Genomic DNA, 14,675 nt, shown 5'->3' with positions numbered 1-14,675 from the left:
TTAATAGTATTGCAAAGATAATTATTCTTACTTAAGTTATACCTTAACTTTAATTATCAATTGTTTTTTATTTTAAAATAACCAAATGAAAAAGTTATAGTTCCAATTCATATAAAATAAAAAACTATACATTTACTATACATTTTGTAAAATAACTAGATGATGTATTTTGTAACTATTTGATTATTATAATTTTATGTTTTTTATTTATTTTTTCTATTTATTCCTAAATAAAACAAATTGTATAGTTTGTATATAATGGTTCGTAAATTGTTTAAAAATATTATCAATTAAATTTACAATATTAATGTTTAACCAAATAAAATTCGATATTATGAAAAAAATTACTTTTTTGCTATCACTTATGATAAGCTCATTGGGTTTTGCTCAAAACCTTGTGACTAATGGTGATTTTCAAACGGGTACCGCAGCACCCTGGTACAATAATGCTGCAAATGTAGTTGATTTAGGTGGAGGAAACTTTTTAAATCAAGCCAATGTGCAAGGTGTTGGTAATCCTTGGGATGTAAACTTAAGTCAAGAAATTTTATTAGACAATGGTAAAACATACAACTTTACTTTTGATGCTTTTACAGATGCAATAACGGGTTCAAGAACTATTCTAGCTGGTTTAGGACAAACAGGAGCTCCTTATTCTTCTTTAACATACACAACTACTTTAACTGCTACACCTCAGACTTTTACTTATCAAATTACTATTAATTATGGTAATGCTGTTCCTGATAGGGTTATTTTTGATTTAGGGGCTGCTTTAGGTTACGTTTTTATAGATAATGTTTCTGTTACAGAAGTTATTAATACTTGTACCAATGGCGTTCAAGATGGAACTGAAACTGGTGTAGATTGTGGTGGAACTTGCACACCATGTTCATCATTACCAACTACTAATGCGCCTATTCCTACTCATCTTGCAGCAAATGTTGTTTCAGTTTTTAGCGATTCTTATCCAAGTATTGCAACAAATTTAAATCCAAATTGGGGTCAAAGTGGATCAGTTAATCCAAATTTTGTTGTTGCTGGTGGAAACAATATTTTAGCTTACACAAATTTTAATTATCAAGGAACAGAAGTTACACCTTCAAATTTATCAACTATGGAATTTTTACATGTTGATGTTTGGTCTGTTTCTAATCCAACAAATACCATTCTAAAAGTTAGTCCTATAAGCAATGCCGGTGGAGCAGTAGAAGTTTTAGTTACTTTAAATCATGTTCAAGGTAATTGGTATAGTGTTGATATTCCAAAATCATCATTTACTGGTATGACTTGGACAAATGTATATCAAATTAAATTTGCAGCAAATGGACCTGGAAGTATAACACCTGCAAATTTTTATTTAGATAATATTTATTTTTGGAAAGTTGGCGTTGATCCAACTGCAGATGCAACTTTAAGTGACTTAAAAATTAATGGTTCAACAATTGCTGGTTTTGGTTCAGGTGTTGAAAATTATACTTATGAATTATTAACTGGCTCAACAGTTGTTCCTCAAATTACAAGTGTTACAGCCACTAACTCATCAGCTACTACTGTGATTACTCAAGCTACAGGTTTACCAGGAATCGCAACTGTTGTTGTAACTTCTGCAAATTCTGCAGTTACTAAAACGTATAGAGTTAATTTTGTGGTTACAGGTCCATCAACAAATGCACCTACGCCTCCAGCGAGACCAGTTAATGATGTCATTTCTTTATTTAGTGATGCATATACAAATATTGGTGTAACAGAATGGTCAACATCATGGGATGATTCAAGTATTCAAGATATTTCCCTTTTAGGTAATGCAATGAAAAAAGTAAATTTTGTAAACTTCTTAGGAGTTCAATTTGCTGAATATCAAAATGCAACTTCAATGACACATTTTCACATGGATTATTACATTGATGCAGGAACAAATTTAACAGGTAAAGTACTTAATCCAAAATGGTCAAATCATGCTGCTCAATCTGGTGAAACTTCTGCATTATTACTTACAAACCTTCCAACTACAGCTGGTTCTTGGGTTTCTTTAGATGTTCCATTAACTACTTTTGGCGGAACAGGATCAGCAAAAAATGCATTATATCAGTTCTTATTAACATCTAATTTATCGTCTGTTTATATTGACAATATTTATTTACATAAAAACACTATTTTATCTTCTGATAACTTTGCTGTTTCTCAAGTTAAATTATATCCAAATCCAACAGCAAGTACTTTAAATATTGAAGCTTTAGCAAATATCCAATCTATTGCTATTTACAATATTATAGGTCAAGAAGTAATGACTAAAGAAGTGAATAGCTCAACAATCAGTCTTGATGTTTCTAGCCTTAAATCAGGTGTTTATGTTATAAAAACTATGATTGATGGTAATTTATCTTCTACAAAATTCATTAAAGAATAATTTTTAACAATAAAATTTTGAAGACTGTCAGAAATGGCAGTCTTTTTTTTAAAATCATTTTTTTATGAAACTATTATTATATATCTTTAATTTCTAATATCATTGCAAATGCAACTTCATAAAATTCTATTTAGACTTAGTTTATTTTTGGTTTCTTTAGTTTGTTCAGCTCAACAACTTCCTCCCATTGTGAAATATTCTAAAGATATATATAATGCTGGCATTCAAAACTGGATGATTTCTCAAGATAATCATCGTTTTATGTATTTTGCTAATAATGAAGGATTATTAGAATTTAATGGTTCAAAATGGATATTAAATCCTTCTCCCAATGAGACAATTATACGTTCGGTGAAATGTATAAATGATAAAATATATACAGGAGCTTTTATGGAATTTGGCTTCTGGGAACGCGGTGTTAATGGACAATTATTTTACAACTCATTGAGTGAAGCAATAAAGGATAAAATTAATGATGATGAACAATTTTGGGGTATCTTTCCATTTGATAATTGGATTCTTTTCCAATCTCTTGAAAAAATATATGCCTACAATACAAAAACAAAATCGTTTACTATAATTGATCCTAAAAGTACTATAAATAAAGCATTTAAAACATCTAATGGTATTTACTTTCAAACTACTAAAGGGCTTTACGAGATTGATCAAGGCAAAAGTAAATTATTCTTGAATCATGAAATTGTCAACCAAAACAAACTGATTAACATATATTATGCTAATAACGAGTTAATTTTAGTTACACAAAACCAAGGAATTTATAAATATAAAAATGGTTTGTTAAGTAAGTTTACGACTACTATTGATTCAGAAATTCAACAAAGTAATATATACAGTAGTCAACTATTGTCTGATGAAAGTATCGCTTTGGGTTCAATTTCAAATGGTATATTTATTATATCCAAAGAAGGTAAACTTATTTACCATATTACACAAAACGATGGATTGAGCAATAACACAGCGCTTTCACTTTTTGAAGATATAGATAAAAACTTATGGATTGGTCTAGATAACGGCATTAATTGCATTAATCTAAAATCGCCTATAAAAATTTATTCTGATAATACAGGAATTTTAGGCACAACATATACTTCTATAACTCACAACAATAAATTATATATTGGAACAAATCAAGGACTATTTTGTAAGGATTTAAATTCAGCTACTAAATTTGAATTTGTTCAAAACACTAAAGGTCAAGTTTGGTCTTTATTCTCGTACCAAAATACCCTCTTTTGCGGTCATGATTCCGGAACTTATATTGTTAAAGGTACAACTGCAAACTTTATTTATAAAGGCTCTGGTACCTGGAAATTTGAACCTTTTTTCAATGGAAGTAATTATATTTTACAAGGAAACTATAATGGAATATCTGTTTTAGAGAAAAAAAATAATTCTTGGGTTTTCAGAAATAAAATAAAAGGTTTTAATTACTCTTCAAAACATTTTGAGATTTTAGATGCTAAAGAAATTTATATAAGTCATGAATATAAAGGGGTTTATAAAATTAAAATTGATAAATCTCTACTTAATGCCTATGATTTGTATAAATTTAAAAGTCCCAAAAAAGGGAAGAATGCAACTATTGCGAAGTATAATAATCAAATCTATTATGCTTCCAAAGAAGGAGTTTTTAAATTAAATACAAAATCAAAATTATTTGAATATAATTCTATATTAAGTGTAATTTTTCAAAATGATGAATATGTTACAGGAAAAATGATTGTAGATAAGTCCAACAAATTATGGTTCTTTACAAAAAATTACATTCATTACTATTCATCAGGTAAGTTGTCTTCAGAATTAAAGAAAAATAGTTTGCCCATTCCTTCTTTTTTGACCAACACCATGCCTGGTTATGAAAACATTTTACAATTAAGCGATGATAGTTATTTAATTGGAACTACTGATGGTTATTACGTATTAAATAACAATGATATTAAATTTAATAATCATAAAGTATTGGTTTATGGAATTTCAAATAATGTAATCAATGCAAAATCTACCAATATTTCACTGAACGAAAAGGGAACTTTTAAACATGATGAAAACAATATTGCGTTTAATTATACGGTACCAGAATTTGATAAATATATAAATGCGGAGTATCAATATAAATTGGACGGGCTTCATAACCAATGGAGTGATTGGTCGTTTGAATCCCAAGTTGTTTTTGAAAATTTACCAGCGGGTGAATATGAATTTAGTGTTAGAGCTAAAGTTGCTAATTCAATAACTGAAAATATTGCAACGTATTCATTTGTTGTGAAAAAACCATGGTATTCTAATAATTGGGCTAAGTTCATATATTTTATTTTACTTACAACTATCGGATATTATATCCATAAGTTTTACACAATTTATCATGAAAAACGCCACCAAAGAATTATTTCTGAAAACAACATTTTGTTAGAACTGAAAGAGTTGGAAAACGAGCAGAAAATAATGAAAATTAAAAATGAACAGCTTACGTTAGATGTAGATAAAAAGAATAAAGAACTTGCTGTTTCAACAATGAATTTAATTAAAAAAACAGAACTATTAAATATTATTAAAGGCGATTTAAAAAATTCTGCGGATAGTTCCACAAATAGTATTAAATCGGTTATTTCAACTATTAATAAAAACGTAAAAGAAGAAAATACTTGGAATATTTTTAAAGAAGCTTTTGATAGCGCCGATAATAATTTTCTTAAAAAAGTTAAAGAGATTCATCCATCTCTAACGCCAAATGATCTTAGACTTTGTGCTTATTTGAGATTGAATTTATCATCTAAGGAAATAGCACCTTTACTAAATATTTCAGTACGTAGTATTGAAATTAAAAGATATCGTTTGCGTAAAAAAATGGATTTACCTCACGAACAAGGCTTAGTTGAGTATATCTTACAATTTTAAACTATACATTTAGTTGATTTAACCTATACAATAACTCATCACTAACGTTGTAGTTTATTTTTATTCATTTTTTCTACATTCTAATTTTTCCATGTTTTATTAATAATTTATTAGTAATATATGTAATTATTTATCATGTATGTTTTTTGTTGTGGTTCTTTTTCAATTTTATATAATAATTACTTTTATTTTTATAAAATGATTACGAGTTTATACAGTAGGTATTAATTAACTAGACAAATTATTACCCCATAATAAAATTAGATTGTAATCATTTTTTCAAAACATTAAAAACGTTAATCAAATTAATATATGAGAAAAATTATTCTATTACTAACCTTTTGTTTTTCTTCTTCAATATTTGCTCAAGCAGATAAAATTGTTGTTGAAAATAATAATTCAGGTCATCGACTTAAAGTTAATGGTAAAGACTTTATGGTTAAAGGTATGAACTGGGATTATTATCCTATTGGTACTAACTATAATTATAGTCTTTGGAAGCAGTCAGATGACGTAATTATAACTGCACTAGATGCCGAAATGTCTTTATTGAAAAATATGGGTGTTAATACCGTACGACAATATACAGGTGTTCCAGCTAAATGGATTAAATATATTTATGAAAAGTATGGTATTTACACCATGTTAAATCATTCGTTTGGAAGATATGGTCTTACAATCGATGGTACTTGGGTAGCTAATACGGAATATTCAGATAAAAGAACGCAAGAATTATTGTTATCTGAGGTGAAAAGTATGGTTACAGAATATAAAAATACTCCAGGGATATTGTTGTTTTTATTAGGTAATGAAAACAATTATGGTCTTTTCTGGGATGGTGCCGAAACAGAGGATATTCCAATTCAAAACAGAAAATCAACCGTGCGTGCTGAGTCGATGTACAAATTATTTAACAAAGCTGTTTTAGAAATGAAAGCTATAGATAATTCTCATCCAATGGCGATTTGTAATGGTGATTTACTTTTCCTAGATATCATCGTAAGAGAATGTAAAGACATAGATATTTTGGGTACTAATATGTATCGAGGGGCAACTTTTACAGATGCTTTTGAAAGAGTTAAAAAAGAATTTGGAAAACCGTTATTATTGACTGAGTTTGGTTCCGATTCTTTTAATGCAATTGACAATCAAGAAGATCAAAAAACGCAAGCTTATTATATGATTGAGAATTGGAAAGATATCTATTCTAATGCTGCAGGACTTGGTAAAAATGAAAATTCATTAGGAGGTTTTACTTTTCAATTTAGTGATGGTTGGTGGAAATATGGCCAAACTAAAAATTTAGAAGTGCATGATAATAATGCTTCTTGGTCTAATGGTGGTTATCCATTTGATTTTAAAGAAGGTCAAAACAATATGAACGAAGAATGGTTTGGAATTTGTGCAAAAGGTCCTGTGAATTCTAGAGGTTTGTATGAATTATATCCAAGAGCTGCCTATTATGCTATTAAAGAAGTGCATAGAATTAGTCCGTATGATGAAGGGGTTACTGCTGATAATTTAAATGAATATTTTAAAAATATTAATTTAATGGACGCTTTGCTACGAGCAAGATCGGATAAGGCTGCTTTAGGAGGTAAAGAGGGTGAAATAGTAAAAATAAGTAATTTAAGAGCTGAGTTTACAACCTTCAACACTGGTGGAAGTTTGATTACAACTCCAAATGTTGCGGATCCTGATAACGTTGTTTATCCAAATGAATTAGGCTTCGATCACATGGAATCATATTACATAGGTGTAGAGGGTAATCCTGCACCAAATATGAAAGCAAATGTGAATGTTAATATTTTAGGAAGAGTAGCTGAAAATCCAATCAACGAAATTTTTTACGAAAACAGAGGGCGTACGCAAACAGTTGATACACCAGACGGACCTGTAGTTATAGGCGATAATAATAGAGTTCAAGTATATAATGCTTCTTATTCATGGAATGAAAAAGATTTTGAATTAAGAGGTTTTTACAGAACAGGTCATTACCACTGGGGGTATGAAGGTGATATTTTTGCACTATATCCTGAAGCAAATTATGGTCCTAACCTAGATATTTATAATGGTGAAACACTAGGTTTCGAAATTGATGGTAAAAGAAGTTTAGACGGATTAAAAGTGGCTGTAGGTCCTCAATTATGGTGGGGCGCTAATCCAACTTATTTATTAAAGTATAGTAAAAATGTTTTAAACTGGGATATAACAGGTATTTATCATAGAGATATAAATACAGATGTAGAATATGATTCAAGTGGTAAACGTATTTTAAATCAAAATCAAGTTAGAACGGGTATCATTCCTGCTTGGCCAACTGAAAGAGCAACCATTGCATTACAAAGAAAATTTGGAGCTTTCGGAATTACTTTAGGCGGTATATGGGGTGGAAGACCATTAAATGGAAGTACTTTCCAAATGTATGAAAATGGTATAGTGTATAATGATTACATTAATGCAAAAGATAATTGGGGTGGTAAAGCTAAGTTTACTTTCTCCAAAGGAAGATTTAATATTTACACGCAAGGAGCAATTATGGGATTAGTTGCTAATGGAGGAGCAGATAATGTCCAAACATTTACAGGCTGGAGATTAAAAGATAGTGGAAGTGGAAACCAAATGAACTTTTTAACCGGTTTTACTTATAATGTGAACTCAAATTTACAAATTGCACCTAACTTTTTATGGCAAAAACCATTAGTTGAAGCGATGCCTAATGGTGTTGATGCTCCCGGAAGATTAAGAAATTTTCAAGATGATCCATTTGTTGTTAGAGTGAATAGAGAAACAGTTGGTGGTGAGTTATTATTAACATGGGACCCAACTCCAGCAACTTGGATGTATGAATGGAATAATGATATGGTTGAAGACGCAAAATTTGCTTTTAGTACTGGTTTTGTATACCGTCATTTACCAACAACAATGGATGCAGCTATTGGATTTTTAGCAAATCGTACAGCTTTTGCTTTTGAAAAATCAGCACCTGCACAAGATTTATGGGAGTCAAATACTAGAATTGTTTCTAAATTAACACCAGATCTTGGTTTAATTGCTAATGTCTATTTTGGAAATGGTCAAGGTAATGGTGATTCAGAACGAACTATTAATAGATCTGGAGCTGATGTTAGAATGATTTACAAAAAAGTTAAATTAACAAGTTCTATCAAATTTAACGATTGGGGACCTTACGATTACCACCGCGATTTCAACTTAACTTATCCTGTACAATCATCAATCGATCTTTCAACTTCTGTTGGAAAACCAAGCTGGTTTATTTTACCTGATACTAGAATTGGAATCATGGGTATTTGGCGTTCATTAGATCAATATTCGCCACGTTATTCACCTAATGCTGTTCCTGCTAATACTTATCCTCCAGTACCTACAATTAGTCCTGTTGGATTTGGAAATGGTTCTGAATGGGAAATTAGAACATACATTCACATAAATATTGGTAAATAATTTTAAAATTAAATTAAAATGAAAAATAAAACATATAATTATTTAAGAAATGCATTTCTTTTAGGATTAGTGGTAATTACTAATTTGAATTGTGAAAGAGAAATGTCTGACGATGCTACCTTGGCAACGTTTTCTAAAAATGGAGAAATCTTTACAGACAATTTTATTGGTCTCGGAAGTGATTTTTATTTTCCTTACGGTGATTCAAAATTTACTGCATTTTCTGTTGATGATAACGAAGCTTATCTTGGAAACGCTTCTATACGAATAGATGTGCCTAACGCAAATGATCCATTAGGAAGTTATGCTGGAGGTATTTTTAGAATAGATGGTGCTGGGAGAGATTTAACTGATTTTGATGCATTAACTTTTTGGGCTAAATCTTCGCAAGGGGTAACTATTGGTGAATTTGGTTTTGGTGAAGATTTCTATCCTAATGAGTTCATGGTTACTATGAAAGATGTTAGTGTTGGTACCCAATGGACAAAATACATCATCCCAATTCCTGATGCTTCTAAACTTTTACACGAAAGAGGAATGTTCAGATTTGCAGCTGGTACTAATGGTACAAACGGATTTGGTTATACCTTGTGGATTGATGAATTGCGATTTGAAAAATTAGGTACTATTGCACATGGTCAAGCATCTATTGAAAACGGAAACAATGTGACTGAAACAACATTTGTTGGTGTTAATTCAAGAGTTGAAGGTGTAATAGCTACGTTTAATTTGCCAACAGGAATTAATCAATCTATTACCATAAGTCCATCTTACATGAACTTTACGTCTTCAAATCCTTCTGTTGCTTCTGTTGATGCTGCAGGTTTAATAACTTCCTTAAGTGCTGGAACTTCTACGATAACTGCAACATTTGGAAATCAATCTGCTACGGGCAGTTTAACCATCAATTGTCAAGGAACATTCGTTGCTGCACCTATACCTACTAGACCACAGTCTAATGTAATTTCCATTTTTTCAGATAGGTATGCCAACGTTCCAGTAAATTATTATAATGGCTATTGGGCTCCATGGCAAACAACTCTTTCAAATGATTTTTCAGTGAATGGCGACAATATTTTAAATTATACAGTTTTTAATTTTGTGGGAATTGAATTTAGCAGTCCAACGATTAATGCTACAGCAATGACACACGTTCATTTAGATGCTTTTATTCCAGGTCCAATTGCTCCAGGTAGACAACTTAGAGTACTTCTTATTGATTTTGGTGCAGATGGGGCATATGGTGGCGGTGACGATACAAGACACTCTACTACTTTTACTGCATCAACACCAACAGCTGTTGTATCACAAAATTGGATTTCTATAGATATACCTTTTTCTGCAATGCCAGGTCTAGTAAGTAGATCGCATTTAGCTCAACTTATTCTAGAAGGTGGTGATAGTTCAGTAATTTATGTTGATAACATTTATTTTTATAACTAACACAAGACATTTAACATTATAAAAGATATCAAAAATGACTAAAAAAATAAAGAAAAGTCTTCTCTTAGCAAGTACATTATTATTGTTATTGGGATGTTCTACCGATGAAAAACAAACCGTTACTACTATGAAACAATTGGTATGGCAAGATGAATTTAATGTAAATGGCGCTCCTGATAATACATTATGGTCGTATGACATTGGTACAGGAAATAACGGATGGGGAAATAATGAATTACAATATTATACTAGTAGACCAGAAAATATTGTTGTAGAAAACGGAATGCTTAAAATTACAGCAAAAAGAGAGCTGTACTTGGGTTCGGGTTATACTTCTGCAAAAATAGTAACCAAAGGAAAGTTTGAAAAAAAATACGGCCGTTTTGAAGCCCGTATTAAATTGCCTTGGGGCAGAGGATTATGGCCAGCATTTTGGATGTTAGGCTCTAATATTGACCAAGTAAGTTGGCCACAATGTGGTGAAATAGATATCATGGAATATTTAGGAAATCGACCAACATCTATTTTTGGAACAGTTCATGGTCCTGGTTATTCAGGTGGGGCTTCTATTTCTAAAACGTATACACTTCCTAACAATAGATTTGATAATGATTTTCACGTTTTTGGAATAGAATGGGGTGAAAATTACATCAATTATTATGTTGACGATGTTTTATACAACCAAATTACACCTGATGATGTGCCTGGAGATTGGGTTTTTAACGATTCTTTTTACATGATTCTTAATATGGCTGTAGGGGGTAACTTACCAGGGAGTCCTAATAGCGATACCGTTTTTCCACAAGAAATGTTAGTGGATTATGTTAGAGTTTATCAATAATTAAATTAATAGAAATAATTAAAATTTAAAGTAATAACTACTAGGCTATTTACAAATGGCCTAGGTGTTATTATGAATAAAATAATATAGAATTACTTTAAAAATTACCATGAACAATTGCCAAACTATATTTGTTGAAAATGAATTAGAAGATAAAAAGGTATCCATGGATATCGTTTTATTAAATGGAGAAAAATATTATAAAATCGCCAATAACGATAGTATGCGCCCATTTTTCATGAGCATAGTAAGCGATTCGAATCATTGGATGTTTATTTCAAGTAATGGTGGTCTTACTGCGGGTAGAAAAAATGCTGAATTTGCGCTATTTCCTTACTATACAGATGATAAAATAACAGAATCTTATGATAGTACTGGAAGCAAGTCTATTTTTCAAATCCATTGGAACAATGAAATTAAAATTTGGGAACCTTTTTCAGAACGTTTTTCAGATAATATTTATGCTATTTCAAGGAATTTATATAAAAACTTACACGGCAATAAGGTAATTTTTGAAGAAATTAACCATGACTTACAAATTACATTTCGATACCAATGGAATTCAAGCCATCAATATGGATTTATTAGAAAGTCAGAGTTAATTAATCATTCTAACATTGATTATCAAATTTCATTCGTTGATGGAATTCAAAATATCATGCCTTATGGCGTTAGTAGCGATTTACAAAATGCCGCAAGTAATTTAGTAGATGCCTACAAACGAAGTGAATTAGATGCAGAAACAGGTGTAGGAATTTATGCTTTAAGTGCTATCATTGTTGATAAAGCAGAACCAAGTGAAGCGTTAAAAGCCAATATTGTTTGGTCATTAGGACTACAAAAACCTAATTATTTGGTTTCTTCATTACAACTTTCTACGTTTAGAAAAAAACAGCCTGTTGTTCCAGAATTTGATGTGAAAGGTGAAAAAGGAGCTTATTTTTTATCCTCTGAAATTTTATTACCTAAAAATTCTAAACAAAATTGGATGATTATTGCGAATGTAAATCAAGATCATTCAGATGTTGCACAAATTCAAAAAATCATTCAGTCGGAAAACAATATTTTAGACTTAATTCAACAAGATATTGAGCAGGGTACAAAAAAACTAATTGAACTTAATGCGTCTTCTGATGCTTTACAGCTAACAAATGACAATTTAAGAGATACCCGACATTTTGCAAATACGTTATTTAATATTATGCGTGGTGGTATATTTGATTTCAATTATCAAATTGAAAAACAAGATTTCCTCATTTATATAAAAAATGCAAATAGCAGCGTATTTCAAAAACTTGAAAATGACATAAATCAATTACCCAATACATTTTCTTTAGAAACGTTAAAAGACTTTGCTGTTCAACATCATAATACTGATTTTGAGCGTTTAAGTTTAGAATATTTACCTTTAAAATTCAGTAGACGCCATGGCGATCCTAGTCGTCCATGGAATAAATTTTCCATCAATACACAAAGCGAAATTGACGGTTCCAAAATTTTAGATTACGAAGGAAACTGGCGAGATATTTTTCAAAACTGGGAAGCCTTAGCGCATTCTTTTCCTGATTTTATTGAAAATATGATTCATAAATTTCTGAATGCTACCACTTTTGACGGTTACAATCCATATCGCGTTACTAAGGGTGGTTTTGATTGGGAAACGGTTGAAGAAGATAATCCTTGGTCCTATATAGGATATTGGGGAGATCATCAAATAATTTATCTATTAAAATTTTTAGAATTTATTGAAAATCACCAGCCTAATAAACTGGAAGCTTATTTTAATAACGATATTTTTGTTTATGCAAATGTTCCGTATGTAATTAAATCTTACGAGGATATTTTGAAAAATCCAAAAGATACAATTCTATTTAATCATGAATTGGATGGGAAAATTCGTGAAGAACGAAATATAATTGGTGCTGATGGTGCTTTATTAAAAGATGCCAACGGCGAAATTTATAAAGTCAATTTTATTGAAAAAATGTTGGCGACAGTATTGGCAAAAATGTCAAATTTTATTCCAGAAGGCGGTATTTGGCTAAATACACAACGACCAGAATGGAATGATGCCAATAACGCATTAGTTGGAAATGGAGTTTCTATGGTTACACTATATTACCTTAGAAGATTTCTAAATTATTTCCAAAATTTGATTGCTACGACCGATGTTGAGCAAATCAAAATTTCTAATGAAATGGTAGAATTCTATCATTCCGTTAGAGAAAATTTAATCAAATATGAACCTTTGTTAGTAGGTAAATTTACCGATGCCGATAGAAAAACAATATTAGATGCACTAGGTAAAGCGGCTTCAGAATACCGTCACCAAGTATATCAAAATGGTTTTTGGGGTAACAAAAGAACACATTCTATGGACGGATTAAAGCGTTTCATAGCTGTAAGTATAAAATTTATTGATCATTCTATTGCTGCCAATAAACGAACAGATAATTTGTATCATGCCTATAATTTAATGACGATTGTAAATGATAAAGAAGTTTCGGTTTCTTATTTAAGCGAAATGTTAGAAGGTCAGGTAGCTGTTTTAAGTTCAGGCTATTTATCTTCAAAAGAAGTGTTACAAGTATTAGATGGATTAAAAAACAGCAAGCTTTTTAGACAAGATCAATACAGTTATATTCTGTATCCTAATAAAGAGTTGCCAAAATTCAATGAGAAAAATACAATTCCAAATGAGATTGTTGCAAAATCAGCATTACTTTCTGAATTAATTGCTGCTAACAACACCCAAATTATTGAAAAAGATTGTTTTGGAAAGTATCATTTCAATGGGAATTTTAAAAATGCGGCCGATGTAGAAAAAGCACTAGATGCATTATCAAATTCTTCCTATTCGATACAACTTAAAAATGATAAAAACCTTGTTTTACAAACTTATGAAACCGTTTTTAATCATAAATCGTTTACAGGGCGTTCGGGTACTTTTTACGGGTACGAAGGTTTGGGCTCTATTTATTGGCACATGGTTTCTAAACTACAATTAGCAGTACAAGAATGTTGTTTAAAAGCTGTTGAAGAAAGAGAATCTCCTGAAGTTATTGGCAGACTATTAGAACACTATTATGAAATAAACGAAGGAATTGGTGTTCATAAATCACCCGCTTTGTATGGTGCTTTTCCAACGGATCCTTACTCACATACGCCTGCAGGAAAAGGAGCACAACAGCCTGGTATGACAGGGCAAGTTAAAGAAGATATATTGAGCCGTTTTGGAGAATTAGGCGTTTTTGTGAAACAAGGAACTTTATTCTTCAATCCATGCTTATTGCGAAAAGATGAGTTTTTATCTGAAGACACTTTATTTAATTATGTTGATGTCAATTTTAAACATTCTTCAATTCAATTAAAAGCAAATTCACTTTGTTTTACGTATTGTCAAATACCAATTGTTTATAAAATAGCGCAACAAAATACTATAGAAGTAATATATAAAGATAATCACATTCAAAAGTTTGATGGTTTGAAATTAGATAATCAAACCAGTTTAAAAGTTTTTAAAAGAGCTGGTGAAATTCTTCATATTACCGTAAGTGTTGTTGAAAATGAATTAAAGTAATAATTTAAAATCACTAGTCACAG

The 14,675-nt window shown here is 30.6% G+C and carries 6 protein-coding genes; all 6 read left to right on the top strand.

The features are described 5' to 3' along the window. Nucleotides 1-334: 334 nt before the first annotated feature. The 6 genes from RSE15_RS02680 to RSE15_RS02655 all read left to right on the top strand — a co-directional run bounded on the left by RSE15_RS02680 (nt 335) and on the right by RSE15_RS02655 (nt 14,652). Nucleotides 335-2,407, top strand: coding sequence for a T9SS type A sorting domain-containing protein (locus tag RSE15_RS02680; protein ID WP_324069446.1), 2,073 nt, complete (start codon nt 335-337; stop codon nt 2,405-2,407). A gap of 108 nt (nt 2,408-2,515) precedes the next feature. Beyond that, the gene (locus tag RSE15_RS02675; RefSeq protein ID WP_324069445.1) at nt 2,516-5,323 is read left to right on the top strand and encodes a triple tyrosine motif-containing protein; all 2,808 of its coding nucleotides are present in this window, start codon (nt 2,516-2,518) and stop codon (nt 5,321-5,323) included. Nucleotides 5,324-5,635: 312 nt separating this feature from the next. Beyond that, on the top strand, nt 5,636-8,788 hold the full coding sequence (locus tag RSE15_RS02670; protein ID WP_324069444.1) for a glycoside hydrolase family 2 TIM barrel-domain containing protein: 3,153 nt from the start codon (nt 5,636-5,638) through the stop codon (nt 8,786-8,788). Nucleotides 8,789-8,806: 18 nt separating this feature from the next. Continuing rightward, nucleotides 8,807-10,231, top strand: a complete 1,425-nt coding sequence (locus RSE15_RS02665; RefSeq protein ID WP_324069443.1) for an Ig-like domain-containing protein — start codon at nt 8,807-8,809, stop codon at nt 10,229-10,231. A 34-nt stretch (nt 10,232-10,265) separates the two neighbouring features. Then, nucleotides 10,266-11,072 (top strand): glycoside hydrolase family 16 protein, encoded by an 807-nt coding sequence (locus RSE15_RS02660; RefSeq protein ID WP_324069442.1) that lies wholly within the window; start codon nt 10,266-10,268, stop codon nt 11,070-11,072. 109 nt (nt 11,073-11,181) lie between these two features. Beyond that, nucleotides 11,182-14,652 (top strand): 1,3-beta-D-glucan phosphorylase, GH149 family, encoded by a 3,471-nt coding sequence (locus RSE15_RS02655; protein WP_324069441.1) that lies wholly within the window; start codon nt 11,182-11,184, stop codon nt 14,650-14,652. Nucleotides 14,653-14,675: the final 23 nt, after the last annotated feature.

The sequence above is a fragment of the Flavobacterium sp. genome, from assembly GCF_035195345.1.
Lineage (GTDB): Bacteria > Bacteroidota > Bacteroidia > Flavobacteriales > Flavobacteriaceae > Flavobacterium.
Note: the sequence above shows the minus strand (reverse complement) of the source record. Positions and strands in the feature narration are given on the sequence as shown.

Excerpts from the sequence above, each read along its gene's own strand:
- RSE15_RS02655 (WP_324069441.1), top strand. The coding sequence starts at position 11,182 with ATGAACAATTGCCAAACTATATTTGTTGAAAATGAATTAGAAGATAAA.
- RSE15_RS02660 (WP_324069442.1), top strand. The coding sequence starts at position 10,266 with ATGACTAAAAAAATAAAGAAAAGTCTTCTCTTAGCAAGTACATTATTA.
- RSE15_RS02670 (WP_324069444.1), top strand. The coding sequence starts at position 5,636 with ATGAGAAAAATTATTCTATTACTAACCTTTTGTTTTTCTTCTTCAATA.
- RSE15_RS02675 (WP_324069445.1), top strand. The coding sequence starts at position 2,516 with ATGCAACTTCATAAAATTCTATTTAGACTTAGTTTATTTTTGGTTTCT.
- RSE15_RS02665 (WP_324069443.1), top strand. The coding sequence starts at position 8,807 with ATGAAAAATAAAACATATAATTATTTAAGAAATGCATTTCTTTTAGGA.
- RSE15_RS02680 (WP_324069446.1), top strand. The coding sequence starts at position 335 with ATGAAAAAAATTACTTTTTTGCTATCACTTATGATAAGCTCATTGGGT.